This is a genomic window from Filimonas zeae (assembly GCF_014641615.1).
Classification (GTDB): domain Bacteria; phylum Bacteroidota; class Bacteroidia; order Chitinophagales; family Chitinophagaceae; genus Filimonas; species Filimonas zeae.
Map to the genome: position 1 here is coordinate 850,857 of NZ_BMIB01000003.1, position 23,969 is coordinate 874,825.

Sequence of the window (23,969 nt, forward strand, 5' to 3'; positions counted from 1 at the left end):
TTTGCAGGCCGCGAGGTATAGGGTGCAGCAGCTTGGGAGTTGAGGCATATACATTTAATGGATATGCAAGAAGCTATTTTAAAAGATATGATAAATATCAGAATAATATTGTATAGTTGTTTTTTTTGCTAAAAAAAACTAATTTAGTTCCAACCTTGTCTGTAAAAAATGCTACTTAATCCTGATTTAGAAAATAAAGCAGCATGCCAGAATAGTTTTGATACTTTTTTTAGCATAAAAGATATTGCATTTTGGCAACTGAATAATCACACATCCAACGTTGAGCTTCCTACGCTTCAACGAACTTTTGTATGGCGTCCTAACCAAATTGAAGAATTATGGGATTCTTTATTGAGAGGATTTCCTATTGGTTCGTTTTTGCTTTCTCAAACTGGCAAAAGTCTTTATTTATTAGATGGTCAACAACGTGCAACAGCAATAGCACTGGGATTCTATAACCCATGGACATCTAATCAAAATGAGCGGTTTTGGTCATTAAGAAATGTTCCTTCGCTTTGGATAGATTTAGCTCCTCAGGTAAAAACGCTTAACCAGCGGTTCGTTCCCCGATTAATTACTCGTTCTCATCCTTGGGGGTATCAAAGGAAAGATAATAAATCAGCATTAACCGTTAGTGAAAAAAGAAAAGCTCTGTTCCTATTAAGAAAACACGAATCCAATTCTGAAGGTGGATATACCAAATTCGATTTAAAAAATGTATTTCCGTATGACTGTGACATATCTGTTCCTCTCTCTTTTCTTTTAGAGGCAGTTGTGTCTAATGATCACTCCTGGAAAGAACATTTGTTTTTAAAGTGTGAGAATTTGTTACCAACTAAAATTATAAAATCCAAGGACTCGGACGAGGATTATTTAGTGAAATTACAAAGAGCGTTAGACTCATCCGATGTCGATGTATTTTTTAATGGTATTAAAAGATTAGTAGACTTCAAAGTTCCTGCAATAGTCATAGAAAGTAAAGTGTTGCAAAATGATAGTGATGAAAATGAATCGGGAGAAAATCCGACACTATTTGTTAGATTAAATTCGTCAGGAACGCATATCGGTGGCGAAGAGTTAATTTACTCTATCTATAAATCGATATTTCCGGATTCAAAAAGGCTTATAGAGCATATTGGCAGAACTTTTATTCTTTCTTCTCTTGTCGTTTCAATTGTCTCACGGATAGCTTATAGCGAAATAACCAATGGGGACTATCCGGCCGCCATGAGCGTAAATGAATTTAGAAGCCGAATTGCTAAAACATCTTTAAAGGGAAAGATGCAAAATCTAATTGGCGAGGAGATAGAAAATAGTCCTATAAAGCTGCTGTTTGATAAAGCTTTCGATATTTTACAAGGGGGGGCTGTAGGTGTTAATGTCCCTCCCATCCTAATACGAAATATAGTCAATGGTAATCCAGACTTACTATTAATATTGTTATGGTGGCTAAAATCTAATCCAGAAAAGCCCTCTAAGGATGAACAAAGGGCCATGATAGGTGGCATTATGGCTATCGGCTGGTTTTGCAAAGATGTTAAAAAGTACGTACGGCAGGTGTGGCCACATATAAATGAAGAAAAGTTTTGGACGAAGGAATTGTTTAGCAGAAAGAATATGGCGAACGCACCTTTTATGCCCTATTTGGTTGACCCCGGTATGTTGTTCTCGTTTTTAAGAAATGAAGTCACAGAGAAAAAAGTTGAATGGCATAATTTACTTCCAGAAGAAGAGGATGAACTTTACCACACTTATATAAATTTGAGTTATTATAAGGATTTAAGTTCTGACGCTATAAGAGACCGGATAAATGATATGTGGAGTAATTTTATTAGCAAACTAATTTGGAATCGTTCTTTATTAATATTTGCGCAAAGAGATTATATACGAGAACAGTTTGAGGATTATGATAGGTTTGAGAGTTTGGAAGATACAAATGTACCTTGGGATTGGGATCACATATATCCCTCCGAATGGGTATATGGTAAGCAAAATGTTGATCCAAATATTAGGCATTGGAATAACACCATCGGGAATTTAAGAGCTCTGGCATTAGAACAAAATCGAAGTGAAGGAAATGGGAAATCTCCAAAAGAGAGATTGGAAGATGCTCATAAGGACAGTTTTATTTGCAGTAATGACTGGGAATATTGGAAAGATATTACAGCGCGTGTATACAGGGATGATCGGGAAATGGTAACAAGTTATTTGAATGCGGTAGTTACCAGAATATATAACATATATAGCGAATGGTACACAACATTTAATATGGGCGGAAACTAAATTCTGGTAAAAGTGACTTGTTATATTTAAGTAAGATTGTGGCACCTAAATAGGATAAAATAAAGGAGTTAATCAGACAATGGTATCGGTTCCTATTTTGACGTTCAAAAATTAAAAGATTGAGGATAAATGATAAACTGGCAGTATTTTCCCAAGTCTCATTCGGCTCCTGATCATTTGAGAGGGATAGTATCTGATTTCGAAAGAAATTTGAATAACATAGATTCTCAAAATTTCACACTATCAAGCAATGAGGTACTAGAAAAACTTAGGGGTGGACTACAAGAACTAGGCTTTAAAGTAGAGACGGGGAAGAAACACATAGAAAAAATTAAGGTGCCGGTGTTATTTGGCAGGAATGGCTCACTAGAAAAGAGTTTTGATGCAGATGGTTATAATTCAACGACAAAAACCGTCATAGAAATCGAGGCAGGACGTGGTGTTACCAATTTTCAGTTTTTGAAGGATTTATTTCAGGCTTGTATGATGCACGACGTCGAATATTTGTGTATAGCAGTTAGAAACCTTTACATTTTTAAAAAGGATTTCGAAACAGTGGTCAATTTTTTTGATACTCTATACGCAAGTAATAGGCTTAGTTTACCATTAAAAGGAATTTTAATTATTGGATATTAATGAATAAGCTTACTGTCATTGATTTTTTTTGTGGCGCCGGCGGTTTTTCCGAAGGGTTTAGGCAACAAGGATTTGAAATTATTGCCGGGTATGATAACTGGCGGCCTGCGGTTGATACATATAATTTTAACTTCGGAGCCGGAAAAGGCAACAACCAGAATATTCTTGATTTTGAAAACAACATTGAACTCATTGAAAAGCTGCCTGACACTGATGTAATATTAGGGAGCCCTCCATGCGTTAGTTTTTCATTATCGAATAACTCCGGTAAAGCTGACAAATCTCTAGGGATAAGGCTAACCAAGGCATTTTTAAGAATAGTTGCCATTAAAAAACACAAGAAAAAATCACAGTTAAAGGCATGGTTTATGGAAAATGTGGTTCAATCTATAGATCACATAGCCAAAGATTATACGTTTAATGATCTTGAACTTTCAGAATGGGCTAAAAAGCAAAGGATAAACCCACGCGAGATAGCTTTGTCCTTATCACAGAATCACGCAACATTAAACTCTGCAGATTTTGGGTCTCCTCAACAGAGAATCAGAGCTGTTGCCGGAGAAATTATTGATAAAGGAGGTTTTGTCTTGCCTAAACACCAATATGCTCCGAAAAATAGTAGTATGAAATTGAAGGAGCATATTGTATTAGGTAAAATTAAGAGAAGCTTTCCTCCCCCAAACAGCAAAAAGGGAAGTCGAATTATAGTTGATCCATTATATGAACATATAAGCATAAATATCTCAGATTTAACAGACCACTTCTACGATACCGGCCTTTACGAATCAGAATGGCGTAATTCTCAATTCCAAAAGATCAACCACCCATATATGGGTAAAATGTCATTCCCCGAAAATGAAAACAAACCTAGCAGGACAATAACGGCCACTAAGATAGGAACTTCAAGGGAAGCCATTATTTACAAATCAGAATATAAACGCGTTGGAGATGGAGAATATCGTACTCCTACTGTTCGTGAATCAGCAAGCCTTATGAGCTTTCCTATCACATATCAGTTCATTGGAGGAGAAAATGCAAAATGTAGATTAGTAGGCAATGCGGTGTGCCCGTCTGTAAGTAGCGCGCTTGCTCGTACAGTAAGGTCTGCATTAACTCTTCCCAAAATTAAAAGGCCATTAATCAATACTAAGTTAAATCTAGATGAAGTCCCTAATCTTAATAGCTTTCAACCCAGAATATTTGACAGCCCACCTGTCAAAAAGGAAGGTGCGCTATTCAGACGTCACCCATTTAAATATGGCAACATTACAGTAACTCTTTCTAATTATGATATTATGAAAAAGAGGGATTTGAAAACTTCCAGAAATGCCAATAAATGGATTACATCTGTACAATATGGAAATGGTAATGGATTTCCTTGCCGCAAATACCCCGATGGCTATTACAGAGAAATAGAGAGCTTAATAGAAACATTTGAAAAAGGCACTCATTTCATTAAACTGATAAATAACGGCTTTTCAAAAAAGATACCGGACAAAAAGCTCTTGCAGGCAATGCATGAAGAGCAGAAAGGAATAGATGGTTTTTATACGCCTGTAGAGCTTATTACGACAGTTACTTCCCTAATTGAGTCGATCGATTTTGATGATCCAGATCATAAACTAGAAGATGAAAAGATTTTCATGAAGCCCATAGTTCCCAAAAAGCAGATATTGGCATTATATGCAATTAATAAGATATGTTCCGTAGCCAATTCCTGAGTTAAAATGAAGCCATATGATCCCAGTATATGAAAAAAATATTAAGCAACTAATTGCAGCCCCTAACAGTGGTTTCGAGCACGTATTCCTGCATATGCAGGATGCAGAAAAGGGTTCTTTTCGAAATATTCTAGTATATTTTGATAAAGTAATTGATTTTTTGCTAGAAAATACGACGGGCTTCGATGTTGAATGTTTGCACGTTCATCTTCCATTGGTATCACCCAATTTAGAAGATTTAATACTGGAATACCTTGCTGTTAAGCTTTTTTATCGTTCGCTTGCTCAAGACACTGAACAAAATGACTATATATCAAGCCGAATAAGGGCTCTGACAGTTAGAATTGCTAACCAAAGTCTACCTCCCAATGCTTCAGCAGTTAAAGGCAATAAAGCGCTCAGGATGTGGTTGGAGCAAAAGGAATATTTTAAAAGGGAGAAAAAATTTCTTGGTGAACTATCAGATATTGATAAAACCCTTTCACCTAATGTTCTTTTGAATACACTAATACAGGATGCGAATTCCATTGAAGAATCCTTTTATACAACCTCCATTGATAAAGTTAAAGAAGGCCGGCTTTCTTATATTATATCCAATACGGAAAGTTTTTCCAAAGCGATAAAGAACCTGCAATCAATCAGTTTTTTTAAAAAAATTAAAACCATAGTGCTTTATGATTGTGCTGGGCGATCTATTTTCGGTAACTGTACAAGGAATCAACTTGAACAATTTAAGAGACAGGGTATTCCTATAGAATATTTTATTGTAATTTCTTTTGGAAAGAGGACTTTTCGTTTAAAGCAGTTGATTCACAAATGTACACAGATCTACCAAAACCATTTTAGCTTCCCTAAAAATGAAATTCCTAAAAAAGGTTCATTTATTTTTAATGAAAAGGAATTACACTACTTATTGAACTCTGAAAGAAATAGTCAAAAGATTTCTTGGATGGGAGATTGCGGCATTCAAGTGGATCGATTCGTAAAGTTAGCTAATGCTTTAGAGATTCCTCACTTAAAATCTATTCATGTATTTAATATATTCATGGTATCCATCACCATTCGCACTGCTAATATCATATTAGAAAACCTTTTTAACAACAACTATGAAAACAACTTTTTTAATACAGAGGTTATAGAAGCGGTTACGAATCTTACAGACGAAGATCGGTTTGAATTGAAGGCTTTGGTTTCGGAGCTGTTGTATAAAATTGTTGAAGTGTGGAATACTGAGAGAAGTGAAATTTTGAAAAATGTGCAGAATAAAGGCCCGATAGCAATTATCGTTCCGGCATCTTTAACTAAAAATGACCCTTTCGAAAAGGAATTCCGAATCTTTTTGCCTGCTGTAGGATTTAGGTTGTACTCATGGAAAGCTATTAAAGACGGTGATGTGAAGTCTAATTATATATTGACGTTTAACTACAAAGACACAGGTAAATATCCTTTCAATATCTTTCCTAATATCATAGAAAATGATTTTAAGCCAGGAGTTCATTTTCAGGCAGCTTTTATTACATCGTTATTTCGTAAAAGATACGAGCAGTGTATTAAAGAATATGAGTATGAACTAAAAAGGAGGACTAAGAATAAATTTCGCAGCAAGTATCTGGATGAAGAATTTGACATAGTTCCTCAATCTACTCAGGATGATGAGTTCTCTTTTTCTGACATTGATGAACAAGAGCATGATTACAGTGACCCTTCTATTACGATAAACTTAATTTACGCTGATAACAGTCATGTTGCTCTTTATCCATCCAAACCTTTAATTATATGCCGGCCAGGGGAACTTTCCTATAGTGTAATCAGGGCGGATGCGCTGACCATAGAGGACAAAGACCTGAAAGTACAGCCATTAGAGGAACTGCATACTTCATCGGCTCTATTTACTATTAGACCAGATGAGGAATCTGAACTTGAAAGGATAAAAAAAATGTATGATGTAAGAAATCAAAGCCAAGTTCTATGGAAGGTGTTATTAGCTCGAAAGAGGCAGGATTTGAATGATGAGGTATTATATGAAAATGTTGCTAAGCTGACTGGCGATGAAAGGTTTGTAAATTATCAATATTTCAAAACTAACTGGCTGGCTCCTCAAAGCGAACTTCTAATTCCAAGGAAGCGAAGGCATTTTAGGGCGATTTGCAACTTTTTGGAATTACCTCCAAATTATTATCGTTTGAAGCTTAAAAAAAGTGCAACGGAAAAGTCAAGCAAAAGACATAGCACCCGGAAGATGAATAAGCTACTGTCAGAAATGTTTAATGAAGGAATGTTTAACGAAGAGTTTGATTGGGATGATACTAAATTAGGCCATTTTTTGATCGAACATGATCTCGAAGAGAATGGTATAACAGAGGAAAACGTATTTATTGAACTTAAAGCATTAGTTGCACTTCTCAAAGAAAATATCCGTCTGAAAACCATAAAATCCGTTGAACTGCCATGATTGAGGAAAAAAGAAAAGGACTGGAGTTGTTTATTAGGGAGCAGACAATTGGTCCGGGAGCCATTGGAATTCGATTCTCTGATCTATCTGAATCACATTGCGAGTTTGATAAAAAAAGAGAATTATCCTCAGAATTGCTAAATATTATTCCTGGAGGTATTTATAGTACTGGAATATTATTTCCAGTTGATGATACCAAAGGAGAATTACATACAGAAAACGTCAATTCTAAAGACGAACTTTCTGACAGTTTTACTACATCCAATTCAAGGGAAGAAGTTGAGTCAGAAAGTGATGATGATGATGACGAAGTGATGCCGCCAGAACAACAAAGTCTTAATCAGATGTACCCTAACAGTATGGGGATGACTGTTTGCCTGAATAAACAGGTGCTTACTGATAGTGATTTAAATCTTGTTGTTTCGGGAAGATATTATACAAAAATAGATTTAAAGGATAAGGAGAGGAACATCGGAGTACGACTAGAACAGGAGGTGGATGTTTTTAATTCTTTTTTGCAAAGTCTTCCTCCTGATGATGTGATACGCACCAATATAAAAATACAAAAAACCGAAGCAGAGTGTTCTTTTATAAGTTATTCTGGTGACTCAACGGATGTAGGCACAGTTAAATCAAGGATTTATGAAGTGAAGCGTCAACACTGTGACAGGTTAAAAACAGGAGAAAGGGGGAATCATAAATCACTGGATAGCCTGAAAGAAACTCTATTTGACGACTTAAGGAGAAGAATAAAGCCGACATCGCCTGAAGGCGTTAAGCTAATAGCAAAGCTAAAGGAGATAGAACGTATAGAAAACTCTTTACAGCATATTCTTGACTTGATTGGAGTTTATGATACTGCTGGTTATGGGGTATGGCGAAGTGAGCCCTTTTGTATAAACGTACAGCCCCTTTTGCCTGAGATAGTAACTGCAAAACAAATTTATAGTCATACGAAATATGACTCTCTTAGAAATATCTACAGGAAAGATTATGCTAAGGGGAAATGGGCGTCTTTATCTGTCAATCTTCAATACAGCAAAAATGAAGATGATGACAGAGTTTTCATGAAAGTTCAGTTAGTAAATACTTCTAAACATTATGATCAAACCGATACAAAAAAGGGTAGAAACTTTTTTAGTATGGCAAGCGAAGAAGTAAATAAACGATGCTTCTTCGGTGTTGAAATCAGCGTGAGTAGCAAATACATGCTACCTTATCGTGACCTATCGTTAAAAAACGATCAGAATTTTAGCGAAGAAGATTTAAATAAGTTTATCTATAGGCAATATAAAGATTATGGCATAGGGCATGGATGCTCAGTAAAATGGAATATTAAGGAGCATCGCCAGATTGTTTCTACCGAGTATATTCCTGAGTGTGAGACTCCAGACATTGATTCTACCCCAAGACATAGAGATTCAAATAAAGGAATTAGCGATACACCAATACCTACTCCCATATTTGAAAATGCTGCATTTTTTCAATTTAAATGGCTGTCTGGCTTATCAAATGTTAATGACCAAGAGGTCATTTCAGGACTAAACAAATTTATTGATGAATATAGTTTATGGATTGGGAGGCAACAGGATTTAGAACATTCTGAAATATCCGAAAGGATTAGAGAAAATTGTAAGAAAGACGAATCGAGAATTAGAGTTAACATTAGGCATCTTTCTAATAACCCAGATCATCTGAAGCTATTCCGGTTAATGAACACTGCCATGTTTATGCAGTTATGGCACAGTGTAAAAAAGAATAGGGTGCGTGGTTATTTGGAAAATGAGGGTTTTGAAGGTTTTTTTGAATCATTCTATCGTGACCATGCTGAAGAAGAACTTTTTTCTCCAAATGAAAAAGCTGCATGGCGTCCTTTTCAATTAGCGTTTATTTTATTAAACATCGATGGCGTTTTTCAGCTTGATAATGATCCTCATTGGAAGATGAGGAATGAATGGGTTGATCTGGTATGGTTTCCCACCGGTGGAGGAAAGACCGAAGCCTATCTTGGGTTAATATCGCTCACTATACTATACCGCAGGAAAAGATATGGAAATGAAGGTGGGGGTACGGCCGTAATTATGCGTTACACTCTAAGATTGTTGACAGCCCAACAATTTCAGAGGGCTACTCTTCTTATAATGGCCCTGGAGTTAATACGACGTTGGGGCTGTTATGGCTTAGGTGAAGAACCTATTTATATCGGGCTTTACGTAGGAAAGGGTTCATTGCCAAATAAACTAAAGGATGGTGATGATTCACTTTGGGAGGAATACAAGAAATTGAAAAGAGCCCAGGAAGAAGGAAGGTCTATAAAATCAAAAATTCAGCTAAACAAGTGTCCGTGGTGTGGGCTTGATTTGAATCCGGTGATGTACTCCGAACCTGTTGAGAACAAAGATGAGGTTTATTTCTATGGTCGAATATTATTGCTATGTTCAGATCCTACTCACAAGTGTGCATTTTCAACTCCGCTTGAAAAGCGGGAGGATCAAGGGCCTATCCCTGTTAGTATGTGTGATGAGGAGATTTACCAACACCCTCCCGCCTTGCTTTTTGGAACAGTTGACAAATTTGCGCAGATTGCACATAAGGTATCAAATAACGAGGGCAAAAGAAATTCTGACTCAAGACGTCTTTTTGGAAAAGGTAATTGGGAAAAGGGTAAGCCAAAAGAAGGTTATCTGCCACCTGACCTCATTATTCAGGACGAGCTCCATCTCATGATGGGGCCTCTTGGATCTGCAGTAGCATTATTTGAGTGTGCAATAGACCAATTATGTACCAGATACGTAAATGGAATTCCTATAAGAGCAAAAATAATTTCATCAACAGCTACTACCAGAAACACAGCTCTTCAGATTATGGCCCTTTTCGATAGAAAAGTAAATTTATTCCCCAAACCCGGCGTTAATTGTGATGATTCTTTTTTTGCATTTTATAAAAGAGAAATAGATACAGCAAACAAACACTCCCCACTTTATATATCAAAGAGGAAATATATTGGCATCTTGCCCACTGGCCGTACTCAAATGTGGATGCAGTTACGATTAGCTGCTATAATATTTACGCATAGGGCTATTTTTGAAATTCAACAACTTGGAGATAATTACCCCACTGATGTAAATAAATATACTCCACATCTAACAAGGGTAATGGACTATTATCATACGGTACTTACTTACTTTAACAGCCTGAGAGAAGTTGGTAAAACTGAATCACAGGTATTTACCTATCTAATAAAAGAAACCAGGCGTGTTTTTAATAAAGTTTTGCGACCTGATAAACTCATGCACTGTTTCTATACGTATGATTCATCTTTCCATACGGGGGAGTTAACAGGAAGATTGTCGGGTGAAGAGGTTGTGGAAGAAATGCTTAAAATAGGTACACCCTGGTCGTCAGAAAGAAGATTAGCTCATGGGAATGATAACGATCCTGAAAAGGGACAAACGCCTCCTGATTTCGTAATTGCAACAAACATGATATCTGTAGGCATAGATATTTCCCGATTCAATAGCATGATAATAAACTGCATGCCAAGGAATATCGCGGAATATATACAAGCCAGCAGTCGTGTTGCGAGAGATAAGGATGGATTGGTTATCACCGTTCACCATCCCTTCAGATCAAGAGATATCTCACATTATGAAAAATTCATAGAATTTCATGAGAAAATGTATAGCTACGTTGAGCCAATTTCAATTACTCCATTCACAAAGAAGGCATTACAGCGCTATCTGCCGCTTTATATAGCAACAATTATACGGCATACCTTTAAACAGTTCGTTGAGCGAACAGATGCCAATATTCCTCCTTCTGAAAAAGAAAGAACAGCTACTTTGGAAATCCTATTGAAATATTTCAGAAATAGAGAACGTCTAATGCGGGAGGATACGGATATTGAATATGACGTTAGGCAAATTATAACAGAAGAAAACTTAGGTAACATTCAGTTACTCATGGATCAGGCATTAAACGAGTGGCTGACAGAAGCCAAGAAGGCTTCAGATGCAAAAGAAACTTTAGTGTTTAATAATAAAGCGCAACAGACCAGAGGAGACAAACCACAGCGGCAATTATACGTTGACATAGATGAATATCAAGACAACGTAGAAACTGAGCTTTGGCGAATACCCCAATCGTTAAGAGTCGTGGATCCTGAAGCTGTTATACACATAAACCCTAAATAAACAACTTATGGAAATACAGCAACAACAACAATACAATCAGGCTATCAGCCGATATAAATTGCTCTCAACAAATGCGGGTGTGGGAGCTGTTATTACAACGGCATTTGGTAACTACATATTAATATCTGATATAACTCATTGGCCATTTATTAAAGCATCAAATGCCAGAATAAAGGAAATGGTTAATAGTGGTGCTATTATTCCTGAAAATTGGTACATAGAGGCAAAAAGGGATTTAAGCAATAATATTGGAATTGATTTGGTAGATGATGAAAGGTTTATTAAGTTTCTTAAGATAGAAAAGAACCTGCCAAACTTGCTATGTTTGGCTGCCATTCCGCAACTAACATTGAATGAAAGTTTCAATAGTCTAAATAAAAAAAGCAATCCGGTAATTAAAAAGCTAGCTGATAAAGGGAATGAAAAGAAAGCGGAGGATTTTGCGATACCTGCTACTCACTTTCCTAAGTGGTTTCGAAATGATAAAGGAACATTTAAACCTTATCATGAATGGAAAAGAGATTGGGAGAAAAGAAAATACGATTTAAAGTTTTTTGCACCTCCACGTGACGCCAACAGTCACTATTCCCATAAGATAAAAGTTACGAATAAAAGTAAAATAGCTGAAGAAATCAATGCTTGTAAAATACTCAGTCAGGTTAATCTATTACTTATTTGTGAAAATGGGCATCTGTCAGATATTCCATGGCCTAAATTTCTAAGGTGGAAGAATGAACAAAAGAAGTCGCATGGTAATGAAAAAACAACAAAATTATTTACAGATATTGAAGATTGTTGCAGTCATCCAGTATTAAAATGGAGTGAGAGTAAGAATAAATCTGAGGGATATGCCAGTATCTTCATTGAATGCCTTAATTGTCATACGGGAAGCGGAGATGCCTCTAACCCTAAAGTCAACTTAGAAGGTATAAATAATCTGGAGCCCAACTGCCCTGGCCATAAACCATGGGAGATTTCACTGGATAAAGAAGACAAAAACTCAATCCCTTATGATTCTAATTGCTACGATACAGCTGGCCATAGAACAAGAATGAAAGTTGCACTGGCAACAGGTAACAACGTATACTTTGCGAATACTTTCAGTAGTATTTATATTCCCGTTACTTTGTTAAAGGGAATTACTCCGGAGATTGAACGTCTTTTAAAAATATGCGAGATAAAATTTGAAGCTAGCCCGGATCCTAATAAAAGAAAATCAGACTGGGCCGAGAGGCGAATTGACAGGGAGTTTATTGGAGAATACTATCCTAATGCATCAAATCCGGAGGACATTATCAGAGACTTAAAGGCTGTTTTTGTTGATGGCATTCTCCTTTCTGAAGGTCAGGAGAATGACGACCTTCAGGAGATATATAAAAAAGAAGAGTATGATGTATTTTGTAATAATAGCTCTTATAATTCGAAAGGGTTAAATTTCTCTGATATTGAATTAGATGGCGGATTGGAAAATCTTTTTCAAAAGATAACAAAAGTAGAAGAATTAAAAATCACTTCCGTTCAGTTAGATTTCAATAGAGTTAAACCTAAGGAACGTATAGTTGTTTCTGGAAATGTAATCGACTCTGGAAGTAAAAACATATTTTCAAATGCTCCAGATGATGTATTTATTATGCCAGCTGTTGAGAACTTCGGTGAAGGTATTTTCTTTGAGTTTAACAAATACGCTATTGAAAAATGGACAAATGAACATATTTCCACACTGTCTGATCGTATAAGGAGATTAATGCCTGCCAGTGGTGGTTTCAATGGAAACTCAATTCGCTACAAAATCCAGCGAAATGGAGCACGCTTGCTACTAATTCACACATATACGCATCTAATAATGCGTGAGCTTGAATTTTCTTGCGGCTATCCTACAGCTAGTCTAAAAGAGCGGCTGTATATTTCTCCTGACATGTCGGGTGCATTAATATATACAGCTGAGGGGGCAGAAGGGAGCATGGGCGGACTTATTTGGCAAGCACAGGCGGAACGTATCAAAGTTCTAATCCAAAAGGCTATGAAAAGAGCAATGGATTGTTCATCGGACCCCCTGTGTTGGGAAGATGAAGGACAAGGCTTGTTTAACCTTAATTTATCCGCATGCTTTTCCTGCACATTAGTGTCGGAAACTGCGTGTGAAGAAAGAAACCTTGCCCTCGATAGAAGAATGCTAGTTGATCCTGAATTTGGGTATTTTAAACATCTCGTTTAGTGCTTCATCTCTCTACTCATAGGCTTTAACTTTGAGTGGAAAAGGGGTTAAGTTATCTATTCGAATTAAGCATTTATTGTCATAATTCGGGATAGTTTAAAATGCAAAGTAGAGGTACCCTTCCCCCCCTTTAAACCTAGACAATGATTAGTTTTATTAGTTAAAAGTTACACGCTACCGCTTTTTGTTCGGCTTTCAATGTCCGCAGCAAATCTTTTGATGGCAGATTTGCTGTCTATATATTGTCCAGCAGAGAATAAGCTAATTACTAAGAAAAAAACCATTATTAATGCCGTAATTGCCGTTAATAATACTGCAAGTAATGTTGAGAAATTTATAAGATTAATCAAGCATTCAGGTAGCTCTATTTGGTTTATCTTAGTTTTATCTAGCAGTCTAATACAGAAAGAGGAAATAACTACTAAAACTTGAAACAGCACACATATTGAAAAAACAGCAATAGCATGTTGGTAAAAACTGTATTTTCCATCATACCTAGCGGTATCTTTCCATGAATCTTGATTTCCCATATTAATTACAATAGCAAATCCGCTAAGGGAAAAGCCACATAAGGAAGGAAATACAGACAAGGTTGTATCTATTAGATTGATCAAATCACTATAGCAATTCTTATTCTTACAGAAAACGAGAAGGGCAAAAAGCGATGCAAGACAGTACCCAACTATATAGTACCATCTATAAAACGTTTTTCGTTCATTTAATATTGCCCATAAGCCCGAAAAGCTTGTTTTGTGTGTGGCTTTTATCGATTGGGCTTCTGTGGAAAAGTCGTTATTGTCACTCATTTGTTGCGCTTCTATAGTACTGCATCATTTTCTCAAATAAGACTTTAATCAATCCTTTTTCTTGTCCATCATTTATTTTTACGGTTATTTTTCTAGGATATTGTTCTGTGTCAATTTTTTCTTTCTTGCCCTGTTCGTTTATTATTGTTGCGGTTGCATTTCCATTCTCCGATGCCAGCTCCAAGAAGCCCTTGACAAAATTTGTTTCTGTGTTGATTGAGCCTGTGTTGTCAGGTGATAGATTTAATTTAGCACGGCCGATATTCGAATTCTTTAGTTGTCTGTCGATTTCATCCATTGCATCCCCGCCGATATCGTCGTTTGTATATGAAACTGATATTGTGAGCTTTTTGACACGAGGAGCATTTATGATTTTAGTAATCTGATCAGTTTCTGAGATTATACTCACATCATAATTTTGCCCATCAAGGTGTCCGGTAAAATCCATCACTTTTGAGATCGCAATTTTAAAAAAAGCAACAACGTTATTTAGTGAAACTCCGCCCGCCTTCGCATCAAAATAGAACTTATGTATTTCTGGGATGAAAATAAAGTTGGTGAGTATTGCTCCTGGGTTTAGTCCCTGAGGTATTTGGTTGAAAGTCGTGACCTCTTTATTTTCCTCATCAAACCATTCATTGTTCTCAAGAAGAGAGTATCTCGTTAACACGCCTTCAAAAGCCAAATATTTTTGTTCGTTAAATGGCAACTCGACGCGATCTAGGTTTTTTATTGCCATCGCCTTATCTTTCGCGACATCAATGCGAGGTAGTCGAAATATTTTTTCTATTAAATTGGTGTATAGCTCTTCTTTATTGGGGTTTTCTGATCTAACCTTAATATTAACGCCGTAAAATATAAATGGTACTTCTTTGGGTTTCTTTTTTGGAGCTTCGTCAGCCATTTTTTAGACTAAATATACTGTTATTTATGTTCAATAGTTAACTGTCTAAAAATTTCATTCACTCAGCCAGTAAATAATAGTTGGTTACAACAATTATTATTTCAAAACTTTTAGCTACATGCCATCTAATAATGCTTGGATTATTGTATAAAATAAAACAAGCAATCGTGGTTCTTCTATGCATTTACCAGTTCCATATTAAAATTCTTAATCACCTCCACAGGTACGCCCAGTTCCTTCGCTATCTTATCCAAAATCTCCGGCTCCAGCGTTTCTTTGGTTTCCAGCTCGCTTACGCTCTGCTAGCTGATGTTTAGGGCCAGCTCAATGTTATCCTGTTTTACGTTCAAAATTTCACGAAGGCGCTTGATGGCTCTTCCCTGATGTTTTGTTTCCGGCATTTAGGTAGTTCTCATTGGGGTAAATATATTGATTATTAACAATTGGTTCCGTGCCTGTTTACCTGGTAACGTACCAATAAACCCTGGTAGCATACAACCATTTTTGGTAGGTTACCGGTATGCTACTAACTAATTTACAGTCAGTTACCGCATCTGTTATGTAAAATAGGTAAAACAAAGCATATACGGGTAGTGACGGTGCTTGTATTATACAACTGCCGCACCAGGTAAAATACATTACCTAGGATTAAAAACCACACCACTACGACGGCTAAACTAATCACCATGCGCCCGCAGCGGCAGCTGAAAGTTGCTTACAAGTTTAAACCGGTTAACTATGGTTGCAGCCACCGGCAGGTACCCTTTATTAACCTCAGCGGTAACTGGCTGCAAAATGCCGGGTTTAAGGTGGGCGAAACCATTGTGGTAGTCGTAGAGCATGAGCGCCTGGTAATAAAGAAAGCCCCTTTGGCAGATGATATAAAAATGAGGGGCTAGCCATTGCCCCGGTGCCATACACCCGTAACACCTGCTTAGCCCTGTTGAGCAGGTGTTTTTTATTTCTCCCCCGCCCTACTGTTGCGCACGTGGGTGGCTACCGGTAGCAAAGCTGCCTCAAAACGCAGGTAAAGCCACGTAAAAAACCACCCTGAACAAAATGAACAGCCTTTAACGCCCCTATGTAAATAACTACGCCACGCTTTAACTAATCGTTTCATTATCGGTATCTAAATTAGTGTAATCAACCGCACCCCCAAGTATATAAAACAGTAAGGTTATTCTTATTCTATATATCAACATTAACAACACACCACTATGCAACCAGTTAATCCGCTGCCGAAAGCCGTTAGCAAAACGGCAGTTATTCAGCCACACTTCATTCATTAATCCAACCATTTAAAACATACAACTATGAAAATTGACGTATCGCCCTACGGGGCCCTGCCGCCGAAGTGGGCTATTATAAAACCAATGTGCTTAAACCCATTGCACTGGCGCTAGCAGATATTATTTCCACTAAAAATGCGCCTGTACCCTCTGCAAAAACGATAGAAAAAATGATACATGGCTCTGAAATACCGTATAAAACAAGGGAAGAGCTGGAAATACACCTTACCCGCAGCCTTAAACTACTATTTAAATATCCTATAAAGTGTGCGCCGCCGGTAAAACGTAAACCCAAAGATGCCAGCCCAGCGGTGGCAAAGGGCAAAACCAAACCGCGCAGCAGATAATCTGCTATCCGTTTGGTTGTAACAACACACTCACCGCACAGATGATTGTATAAACCCATCACCATACCCGTGGTTGTGGGTTTTTCTTATGCGTGAATGAATACGATCACTGTTGCGGTGAGTGATACAGCTATCCCGCTCATTCGTACATACGTCGCACCCAATGGTACTTGTGTACGAATGAGTGCGACGTATGGCGCATTGGGTGATACGTCTATCGCACCGGTTGAGCCGTACGGTGCATTGAACGGGACGTACGGCTGGCGGAATGAGACGCACGTAGTACTGAGTGCGACGACTGTCTGGCTGAATGAGATAGCTATCGCACTGAGTGCGACAGCTATCCCGATGAGTGAGACGTGCGTCTGACTGAATGCGACAACTGTCTCACTCAGTGCGACAGCTTACCCGATTGCCGGGGAAGTAGATTTACTGGTAAAAAAGGCCAGAAAAAGCCGGAAAACACATATTTAATTCAACTATACGTGTAGGCGTTTTCATTTTATGCCTTCTACAGCCCTTTGCTGGTAAGCCTTTCAGAAAAAAAGGGGAAGTGCAGGGGAAGTCCTCTGCAAAACAACACCCACGCAAATAATTATTAATCAGCACCATACATATATGATGCACGTTTTTAGCTGTGCAAAGGCAGCAACTTTACAACTATTTTTCCGCGCCACCACTGCGTTTGAGGCCACTTCCCGGGAACTTCCCCTTTGGAAAGCTTTTGGCCCTGTTGCAATTTTACATCGTTAGCAGCGGCAAACAAAATGAACGGCCGTTCGCCCTTAAAAGGCTTTATCTGTTTAACCGGTTACTGCGCAGCAAAACAGATAAGGCCCGGAAAGGAAAATACAAAGCCGCTAACATTTCATCATTCAAACAAAAACAAAACAATTATGAAAATATATAGCTATTACGTTCCTAAAGGTGATGCACAGGCAGGTGTATGGAGTGGAACGATTAACGAAAAGGCGCCGATTATTTGCCCTCAGCTGGGTGTAGATGCAGCAGGCGTTACAGAAATACAAACCGCCGCCATCAATTACAAAACAGCAGTAGAACTGGTAGATACCAAAAAGCGCGAGCTGGAAGAGGCCGTGGCTGCAAAAAAACAGAGCCGCAAAACAGACCTGGCGTTAATTGTTCAATGGGCCGGACGCATGAAAACCCATAAAGATTACACAGAGGCTTTGGGCTGCGCATTGGGTATTGTAGGTTCTACATTGGTTATAGACCCCAAAGACCTGCGCCCCACCATTAGCCTGCGTGCTTTTCCCGGCCAGGTAGAGGTGAGTTTTAACCTGCAAACCATGAAGAGCATAACCGTATACAGCCGCATTAAAGGCACCAACGGATGGGAGAAGCTGGGTAACGACAAAAAGCCTCCGTTTATTGATACCCGTGCACTGCAGGTTGCTAACCAGCCCGAGGTACGGGAATATTGTGCGCGCTATTTTGACGGCAAAGAGGACATTGGCGAAATGAGCGCTATTGAAACCATTGTATTTGCCGGTTAAGGCGGTATACAACAAATGAAAAGGCAGGAGTGTAATTACTCCTGCTTTTTTTGTTAAACATAGGCAAGCCCGCCTCAGATTAGTAAGTATCAAAATGTGCTTTCATCACCTCTTCCTCCAGCGTAATGCGGTTGCCCAACATTACCAGGTATACAGGAAATAAAAAGAAAGCTATCCAGGTTTGGCAAATCAATACAATGCCCAGCAACTCGGGCAGCAGGTTCAGGTAATAGTTGGGATGCCTTACCCACCTGAACAGGAACCCCCGGTGTACGGAATGATACCATGCAGGCCCGATAAGCAATTTCATAGTCCAAACCTTACCCAGGGATAGAATGACATAGTATAAAATGCCGATAGAAAAAGCATATAAAACCAGGCCTGCCCCACCTGCCCAGCCTTTGAGAAAGTTGCCTGTAATACATACATCTGCCAAACAGGCGATGTACAAGCCAATATGGGTGATGATCAACCCCATTGAGTTTTTACCGCCAAATTCTCTGGCCCCTACCCTGCGCAATCTCACTTCATTACGCCTGGAAATGAATAGAGAGAGTACCCGCAGCAAAGCCAGCAGATAAAAAAAGTAAGCGGGATAAGTGGTTATCATGTGTACGGATTTAGGGCTGACGTAACGTGAGTGTATTCAGCGAAATGTTATATATCTTATCATCTTTCTCCCAGGCAATGGTATACTTTTGCGGGTAGCTGCCTGTTTGTTGCACCTTAGGCTGTTGCTCAATAGCAAAAGTTTCGTTCGGTTTGGTTTTAAGATAGCTGAAAGCTACCATCGGTTCCAGAAAATGGAACCTGCCGTTATACGAGCCATAAATAAAGGTGGAAGTAAAATCATGCCCGTGCCACTCATGCGCAGTGGTATCTGCCCAATGTTTGCCCATTTTAGGTTCGTTAGCGCCCGGAACATAATTTTTAGGGATGTGCTGCGCGGGTGGCAGTATGTCTATTTTAGGGTCATCCAGGGTAATGGCATCTACTTCCTTTTCAGAAAGCATATAAAAGTGTATATCAAAGTGCGGCACATCATATATGCCCTCCGGCCCGTGGCCATGAATGGAATAATCCAGCGAAATGTGATTGACTAATGTTGGGTTACCGGCAGGCATAGGTAGTTTAAAAGGTGTGTTGTGCGAGGGCAGCCCTTCCAGCGCGCCTTCTGTAAAGGTTAACCCTATTTTACCCGGTGTACCATCAGGGTTACTGATCACATAACTGCGTGCCTGTCCGTTGCCTACTTTTACAAATGCCCCGTAAGTAATTTTCTGCGCTGGCGCCTGCTCATTGTTATCCTTACTGCAGGAGACGATGGCCAGTGGAAGGGTTAGCAGCATTAACAACTGCTTTGCGGATGTAATTCGTGTAAAAATCATAACGTATTTATTAAGTTGCAAAACTCCTTAACGCAGGTAAATACCACTATACCCGAATACGGTATAACACCTCACCTAAAAAGGCTGCTGTAACCTAAACTACTACCCACTTTTGGGGATAAGCGGGCTGTATTTGGCGATTGTACAAGGTTGGGGCTGGCTGTTTCTTTGCAGCTGTTAAAAGGATGTATGAAGCAGAAAAAATCAAAACAAATACACGTGGTGTTTTCGGCCTTAGCCATTATGGGCTACTCGGTTACTTCCTGTACCCATACCATTGGTAACATAGAGGCAACAAAGTATTACGGCAACAGAGACAGCCTTATTGCAAGGGGCAGATACCTGGTAACTATTTTAGGCTGTGGAGATTGCCATTCACCCAAAACGATGACGCCTGATGGGCTGGTGGTAGATACGCAAACCATGTTATCGGGCTTTCCCTCCACACGTGCTATACCTGAATTTCAAAAAGCGTTTATTCAGGAGGGTGGCGTGGTGGTAAACAGTGATCTTACGGCTGCAATGGGGCCATGGGGAATAAGTTTTGCGGCCAACCTTACCTCAGATACAACAGGTATAGGCAACTGGACAGAAGCACAATTTGGCAACGGCCTGAAGCATGCAAAAATAAAAGGGCTTGAAATGCCACAGCCTATGATGCCCGCCATGCCGTGGAATAACTGGGGCGGCATACAGGAAGCGGATGTGCGGGCTATGTTTTATTATTTACAATCAACCAAACCGGTAAACAATACCGTGCCTGCACGTATACCAGCGGTGGCACGGTAGATAGCTATACGCAAACAGGCGGGCATTGGCCCGCCCGTTGCGTATTAACAAGCCTGAAAAATCAGAAGCAGCTTTTATCTGCAGTAACCCCTTCCAGCGATTCTATCAGGGCCTGGTAATGCGGGCTTATGCCTGCATACATATCCCGGAAGGTACCGGCATCCTTTCTGTTCCAGGTTTGCTGCATTTCGGCCGCAATGCTGTTTACACTTACGGGAATAATGCCTGCCTGCTGCCAGCGCAAAACAGCGGCTTCGTGGGCCTGCAAGGTAATATCGCCACAGGCATCGGCCACCGCATAAACCGTATACCCATCGTCCAGGGCAGATAGTGCGGGAAAGGTGGCACAAACACTCGTCCATATACCACTTATCACCAGTGTTCGCTTACCGGTTGCCTTTACCGCTTTTACAAAAGCTTCGTTATCCCATACATTTATTTCAAAATCTCTTTCAATAAATATGGCTTTGGGGGCTTCCCTCAATATTTCGGGCATAACAGGGCCACTGGCGCCGGAAGGGTCTATACCGGTAACGATAGCAGGCGCCTGAATGGTATGTGCAAGCTTTGCCAGGGTACTTACGTTTTTCCGCAGCTCAGCCAATGAAATGTGCGTGATGGTTTGTAAGAAGCCAGCTTGATGGTCGATGAAGAGAAAGGCTGTATCTGCGGGATTGGCAAGATTAACCAGGCTGTTCGGTTGCGATTGAATTTTACTCATAGTGTATGTATTTTTCTTCACCCAAAGGTTGATGAAATGGAGCCTGCAAACAATCACCAAACCTGAGCCACCGCTAACCGAATATGGTGAGCCATCAGCAGCTACACACGTGCGCAAAAAAAGCGACCTTCGGAGAGAAGGCCGCTTTAACACACGAACAGGGGTATGGACAATGGTTAGGCAGTAATATGATTGCGCGATGCAGAGGGTGACAAGGTATACACCCTTACATAATCCACCACCATACTGGTGGGCAGGTTACGGTCAACCGTCATACCCGCCAGATCGCCGCCTACTGCGAGGTTTAAATTGATGTAAAACGGTTTGTGAAATTCTTCGGTACTGTTGACACCATCGGTAATATTGGCTTTGAAGTATTGCTTGCCATCTACATACCATCTTATCTCCTGCGGATCCCATTCCACCGCATACACATGATAATCGAAGTAATAGCCATCGGGTGAGTTGCCGCGGTAAATAGCATGACCGCTATTCTCCCACTGTATACCGCCGAGTACACGGTTATCACGATTGATATGCTGCATAACATCTATCTCCCCGCTTTCAGGAGCCCAGCCTGCAGGCGACAAGCCCAGCAGACTGAATTCGGCAGCCAGCCCCGGCACTGCTGGCAGTTTAATTCTGGCCTCAATGCGGCCGTAACGGGTGGTAAACTTATCGGCAGTGGTAATTTTACCGGAAGTGAATGCCTGCCCATCGGTGGTCTTTTTTTCTGCCAGCAAACTCAAAAAACCGTTTCTCACGTTCACATTGGCCCTGGCATAAGCCTGTAATTCATGACGGATGTTGAGGTTGCCGGTGCTGACAGTCCACTTGGTACTATCCAGCCCGCCATCAAACTCATCGGCCCACACCAGCTGATAACCTGCCCGGGAGGCGGCAGAAGCAGACTGCTGCTGTGCAGAAAGCGCAGAAACGGTTTCAGGCGTGTTGCTGTTAACACCCGCATCTTTACGGCAGGAATATAATACAGCAGGTATGAAAGCCATGAAGGCTATGTTTTTTAATCCATAATACTTAATCATATACTTTTACTTTTTTGGTGAATGCCTTACACCTGCAGGATGTTTTGACGGCACAAAAGAAGCACATAAACATTGGCTGTACAATCACCTTATTTAGTAAGCCACTCACCAAAAAAGTGTTTCGCTTTCGGGGAGATGGTTCACCGCTTTCAGTTATTTTACCCAAGGTATGTTTAAGCGTTCTTTGCAAAAAGCGTAAACATGAGAAAAGTAACATTGACCATAAACATGGAACCCAAAACAGACGCAGCAGCTAACCAGGAAGCGCTGAATATAGGCAAGCTATGCAGGAAGATAAATGAGGCCCTACAGGATTTTACAGCAGCAGGATGCGAGCATAAAATAGCTGTTAAAATACAGGACACCGAATATGCCACCCATGGCGATACGGCAGAGATTTTATTTATGCCGCATGTTATAATAGTACAGTAACTGCCCGCTTTTGGGGATAGCGATAAGCAGAAGCAAGTACGACTTTTGGCTTTAAAAAATGATGAATAGTAATTTCTGGCTGTTAGGCATTCATCGCAAACTGATTGCCACCGGCACCGACACTGATGGTGCCTATGATTTTATTGCCGGGCATGTGCCGCCTGGCATTAGAACACCACCGCATATTCACCACCAGTATGCAGAAACCGAGTTTGTTGTGGAGGGCGAACTGAACATTGTAACCGAACAGGGCACCCTACATCTTAAGGCGGGCGAAGGATATACCATTCCCAAAGGTATGCCCCATGCCCTGCAGGCATTGGGCGATAAACCTGCAAAAATAATTACCATTTTTGCGCCTGCGGGCTTTGCGGAGGTAGTAAAGGCGGTGGGAATACCCGGTATGGTGGAAGAAGGCATGCCAGCTGCAACAACAGATATGGCGTTATTTAATACACTTTCCTCCGCTATAGGAGATGAAACCATAAAAAGGCCAGGTGCGGCCTTTACATTAGCATAAGCATATGGCTGGTTATGGTGCTGCTGCCACCGCTGTAAACATGCAGCGGTGGTGGCGGCTATTTGTATTAAACAATCTGCTGATTGATGGCTTTGGCTACCACCTCGGTAAGGGAGGCTACATGCAGCTTTTCATAAATCTTTTTAACATGGCTTCTTACCGTTTCGTAGCTGATGGTCATTTCGGCCGCAATCATTTTATAGCTGAGGCCATTTACAATATGGGTTAACACTTCTTTTTCCTTTACGGTAAGGTTGTATTGCGGAGCGGGTTCGCGTTTGGTTTCTTTAGAGGTATAAATCATATTCAGCACCTTGCGCGCCACCCAGGGCGTCATAGGCGATCCACCGGCAACCGTTTCGCGGATGGCGTTACCCAAATCTTTCAAACAGCTTTTTAGTATGTAGCCGGAAGCGCCGGCCTTGAGGGAATCGAAGATGCGGTCTTCATCTTCAAAAACGGTTTGGATAATCACAGAAATATGCGGCACTTCTTTCCGCAGCTTTCTTACGGCTTCAATTCCATTTACACCGGGCATTTCTATATCCATCAGCACCACATCCGGATTACAGGCCAGTACATCTTCCACGCAGTTTTCTGCATCGGTAAATGTACCTACCAGTTCAAATTCAGGATCGGTATTCAGCAGCATGATGATGCTGTTGCGGATATTTTTGTTATCATCGAAGATGACTACTTTAATACTCATG

At 39.9% G+C, this 23,969-nt stretch carries 19 protein-coding genes; 12 read left to right on the forward strand and 7 right to left on the reverse strand.

The features are described 5' to 3' along the window. Window positions 1-168: 168 nt before the first annotated feature. The 6 genes from IEY13_RS16675 to drmB all read left to right on the forward strand — a co-directional run bounded on the left by IEY13_RS16675 (window position 169) and on the right by drmB (window position 13,500). A complete protein-coding gene (locus IEY13_RS16675) occupies window positions 169-2,283 on the forward strand; it encodes a DUF262 domain-containing protein (RefSeq protein WP_188954138.1) in 2,115 nt (704 codons plus the stop codon). A gap of 129 nt (window positions 2,284-2,412) precedes the next feature. Beyond that, window positions 2,413-2,919, forward strand: coding sequence for a hypothetical protein (locus tag IEY13_RS16680; RefSeq protein ID WP_188954139.1), 507 nt, complete (start codon window positions 2,413-2,415; stop codon window positions 2,917-2,919). Then, a complete protein-coding gene (locus IEY13_RS16685) occupies window positions 2,919-4,640 on the forward strand; it encodes a DNA cytosine methyltransferase (protein WP_188954141.1) in 1,722 nt (573 codons plus the stop codon). The genes IEY13_RS16680 and IEY13_RS16685 overlap by 1 nt, the downstream gene beginning before the upstream one ends. A 16-nt stretch (window positions 4,641-4,656) precedes the next feature. After that, window positions 4,657-7,092 (forward strand): hypothetical protein, encoded by a 2,436-nt coding sequence (locus IEY13_RS16690; protein WP_188954143.1) that lies wholly within the window; start codon window positions 4,657-4,659, stop codon window positions 7,090-7,092. Continuing rightward, the gene (locus tag IEY13_RS16695) at window positions 7,089-11,285 is read left to right on the forward strand and encodes a helicase-related protein (protein WP_188954145.1); all 4,197 of its coding nucleotides are present in this window, start codon (window positions 7,089-7,091) and stop codon (window positions 11,283-11,285) included. The genes IEY13_RS16690 and IEY13_RS16695 overlap by 4 nt, the downstream gene beginning before the upstream one ends. Window positions 11,286-11,292: 7 nt before the next feature. After that, window positions 11,293-13,500 carry an MrfA Zn-binding domain-containing protein gene (gene drmB / locus IEY13_RS16700; protein ID WP_188954147.1) on the forward strand — a complete coding sequence of 736 codons (2,208 nt, stop codon included), beginning with the start codon at window positions 11,293-11,295 and terminating at the stop codon, window positions 13,498-13,500. Window positions 13,501-13,667: 167 nt separating this feature from the next. On the opposite strand, the gene IEY13_RS16705 is transcribed toward drmB, so the two are convergent. Continuing rightward, on the reverse strand, window positions 13,668-14,306 hold the full coding sequence (locus tag IEY13_RS16705) for a hypothetical protein (protein WP_188954150.1): 639 nt from the start codon (window positions 14,304-14,306) through the stop codon (window positions 13,668-13,670). Beyond that, window positions 14,299-15,210, reverse strand: coding sequence for a DUF4747 family protein (locus IEY13_RS16710; RefSeq protein WP_188954152.1), 912 nt, complete (start codon window positions 15,208-15,210; stop codon window positions 14,299-14,301). Before IEY13_RS16710 ends, IEY13_RS16705 begins: the two co-directional genes overlap by 8 nt. Before the next feature lie 686 nt (window positions 15,211-15,896). Between IEY13_RS16710 and IEY13_RS16715 the strand changes: the two genes are divergently transcribed. The 3 genes from IEY13_RS16715 (at window position 15,897) to IEY13_RS16725 (ending at window position 18,363) form a co-directional block, all read left to right on the forward strand. After that, window positions 15,897-16,109, forward strand: coding sequence for a SymE family type I addiction module toxin (locus tag IEY13_RS16715; protein WP_188954154.1), 213 nt, complete (start codon window positions 15,897-15,899; stop codon window positions 16,107-16,109). A gap of 476 nt (window positions 16,110-16,585) precedes the next feature. After that, on the forward strand, window positions 16,586-16,846 hold the full coding sequence (locus IEY13_RS16720; RefSeq protein ID WP_188954165.1) for a hypothetical protein: 261 nt from the start codon (window positions 16,586-16,588) through the stop codon (window positions 16,844-16,846). Between the two features lie 896 nt (window positions 16,847-17,742). Next, window positions 17,743-18,363, forward strand: coding sequence for a hypothetical protein (locus tag IEY13_RS16725; protein ID WP_188954167.1), 621 nt, complete (start codon window positions 17,743-17,745; stop codon window positions 18,361-18,363). Window positions 18,364-18,442: 79 nt separating this feature from the next. Here IEY13_RS16725 and IEY13_RS16730 read toward each other — a convergent pair whose 3' ends face one another. Both IEY13_RS16730 and IEY13_RS16735 read right to left on the reverse strand, forming a co-directional pair. Beyond that, a complete protein-coding gene (locus IEY13_RS16730) occupies window positions 18,443-18,973 on the reverse strand; it encodes an isoprenylcysteine carboxylmethyltransferase family protein (protein ID WP_188954169.1) in 531 nt (176 codons plus the stop codon). A gap of 10 nt (window positions 18,974-18,983) precedes the next feature. Beyond that, window positions 18,984-19,751 (reverse strand): DUF5602 domain-containing protein, encoded by a 768-nt coding sequence (locus tag IEY13_RS16735; RefSeq protein ID WP_188954171.1) that lies wholly within the window; start codon window positions 19,749-19,751, stop codon window positions 18,984-18,986. Between the two features lie 189 nt (window positions 19,752-19,940). Between IEY13_RS16735 and IEY13_RS16740 the strand changes: the two genes are divergently transcribed. Further along, window positions 19,941-20,540: a diheme cytochrome c-553 gene (locus IEY13_RS16740; protein ID WP_188954173.1), complete on the forward strand. Its 600-nt coding sequence runs from the start codon at window positions 19,941-19,943 to the stop codon at window positions 20,538-20,540. A 61-nt stretch (window positions 20,541-20,601) separates the two neighbouring features. Here the strand turns inward: IEY13_RS16740 and IEY13_RS16745 are convergent, their stop codons facing one another. Then, window positions 20,602-21,261: an isochorismatase family protein gene (locus IEY13_RS16745; RefSeq protein ID WP_188954175.1), complete on the reverse strand. Its 660-nt coding sequence runs from the start codon at window positions 21,259-21,261 to the stop codon at window positions 20,602-20,604. A gap of 176 nt (window positions 21,262-21,437) precedes the next feature. Next, window positions 21,438-22,307 (reverse strand): glycoside hydrolase family 16 protein, encoded by an 870-nt coding sequence (locus IEY13_RS16750; RefSeq protein WP_188954177.1) that lies wholly within the window; start codon window positions 22,305-22,307, stop codon window positions 21,438-21,440. A 201-nt stretch (window positions 22,308-22,508) separates the two neighbouring features. Here IEY13_RS16750 and IEY13_RS16755 point away from each other — a divergent pair, with 201 nt between their 5' ends. Together IEY13_RS16755 and IEY13_RS16760 are read left to right on the forward strand one after the other, a co-directional pair. Then, window positions 22,509-22,739 (forward strand): hypothetical protein, encoded by a 231-nt coding sequence (locus IEY13_RS16755; RefSeq protein ID WP_188954179.1) that lies wholly within the window; start codon window positions 22,509-22,511, stop codon window positions 22,737-22,739. Between the two features lie 58 nt (window positions 22,740-22,797). Further along, the gene (locus IEY13_RS16760; protein ID WP_188954181.1) at window positions 22,798-23,259 is read left to right on the forward strand and encodes a cupin domain-containing protein; all 462 of its coding nucleotides are present in this window, start codon (window positions 22,798-22,800) and stop codon (window positions 23,257-23,259) included. Between the two features lie 67 nt (window positions 23,260-23,326). Here IEY13_RS16760 and IEY13_RS16765 read toward each other — a convergent pair whose 3' ends face one another. Further along, window positions 23,327-23,968 carry a response regulator gene (locus tag IEY13_RS16765; RefSeq protein WP_188954183.1) on the reverse strand — a complete coding sequence of 214 codons (642 nt, stop codon included), beginning with the start codon at window positions 23,966-23,968 and terminating at the stop codon, window positions 23,327-23,329. Window position 23,969: the final 1 nt, after the last annotated feature.

What these genes read in the sequence shown, in the direction of transcription:
- IEY13_RS16675 (WP_188954138.1), top strand. Translation starts at nt 169, where the DNA reads ATGCTACTTAATCCTGATTTAGAAAATAAAGCAGCATGCCAGAATAGT.
- IEY13_RS16680 (WP_188954139.1), top strand. Translation starts at nt 2,413, where the DNA reads ATGATAAACTGGCAGTATTTTCCCAAGTCTCATTCGGCTCCTGATCAT.
- IEY13_RS16685 (WP_188954141.1), top strand. Translation starts at nt 2,919, where the DNA reads ATGAATAAGCTTACTGTCATTGATTTTTTTTGTGGCGCCGGCGGTTTT.
- IEY13_RS16690 (WP_188954143.1), top strand. Translation starts at nt 4,657, where the DNA reads ATGATCCCAGTATATGAAAAAAATATTAAGCAACTAATTGCAGCCCCT.
- IEY13_RS16695 (WP_188954145.1), top strand. Translation starts at nt 7,089, where the DNA reads ATGATTGAGGAAAAAAGAAAAGGACTGGAGTTGTTTATTAGGGAGCAG.
- drmB (WP_188954147.1), top strand. Translation starts at nt 11,293, where the DNA reads ATGGAAATACAGCAACAACAACAATACAATCAGGCTATCAGCCGATAT.
- IEY13_RS16705 (WP_188954150.1), bottom strand. Translation starts at nt 14,306, where the DNA reads ATGAGTGACAATAACGACTTTTCCACAGAAGCCCAATCGATAAAAGCC.
- IEY13_RS16710 (WP_188954152.1), bottom strand. Translation starts at nt 15,210, where the DNA reads ATGGCTGACGAAGCTCCAAAAAAGAAACCCAAAGAAGTACCATTTATA.
- IEY13_RS16715 (WP_188954154.1), top strand. Translation starts at nt 15,897, where the DNA reads ATGCGCCCGCAGCGGCAGCTGAAAGTTGCTTACAAGTTTAAACCGGTT.
- IEY13_RS16725 (WP_188954167.1), top strand. Translation starts at nt 17,743, where the DNA reads ATGAAAATATATAGCTATTACGTTCCTAAAGGTGATGCACAGGCAGGT.
- IEY13_RS16730 (WP_188954169.1), bottom strand. Translation starts at nt 18,973, where the DNA reads ATGATAACCACTTATCCCGCTTACTTTTTTTATCTGCTGGCTTTGCTG.
- IEY13_RS16735 (WP_188954171.1), bottom strand. Translation starts at nt 19,751, where the DNA reads ATGATTTTTACACGAATTACATCCGCAAAGCAGTTGTTAATGCTGCTA.
- IEY13_RS16740 (WP_188954173.1), top strand. Translation starts at nt 19,941, where the DNA reads ATGAAGCAGAAAAAATCAAAACAAATACACGTGGTGTTTTCGGCCTTA.
- IEY13_RS16745 (WP_188954175.1), bottom strand. Translation starts at nt 21,261, where the DNA reads ATGAGTAAAATTCAATCGCAACCGAACAGCCTGGTTAATCTTGCCAAT.
- IEY13_RS16750 (WP_188954177.1), bottom strand. Translation starts at nt 22,307, where the DNA reads ATGATTAAGTATTATGGATTAAAAAACATAGCCTTCATGGCTTTCATA.
- IEY13_RS16755 (WP_188954179.1), top strand. Translation starts at nt 22,509, where the DNA reads ATGAGAAAAGTAACATTGACCATAAACATGGAACCCAAAACAGACGCA.
- IEY13_RS16760 (WP_188954181.1), top strand. Translation starts at nt 22,798, where the DNA reads ATGATGAATAGTAATTTCTGGCTGTTAGGCATTCATCGCAAACTGATT.
- IEY13_RS16765 (WP_188954183.1), bottom strand. Translation starts at nt 23,968, where the DNA reads ATGAGTATTAAAGTAGTCATCTTCGATGATAACAAAAATATCCGCAAC.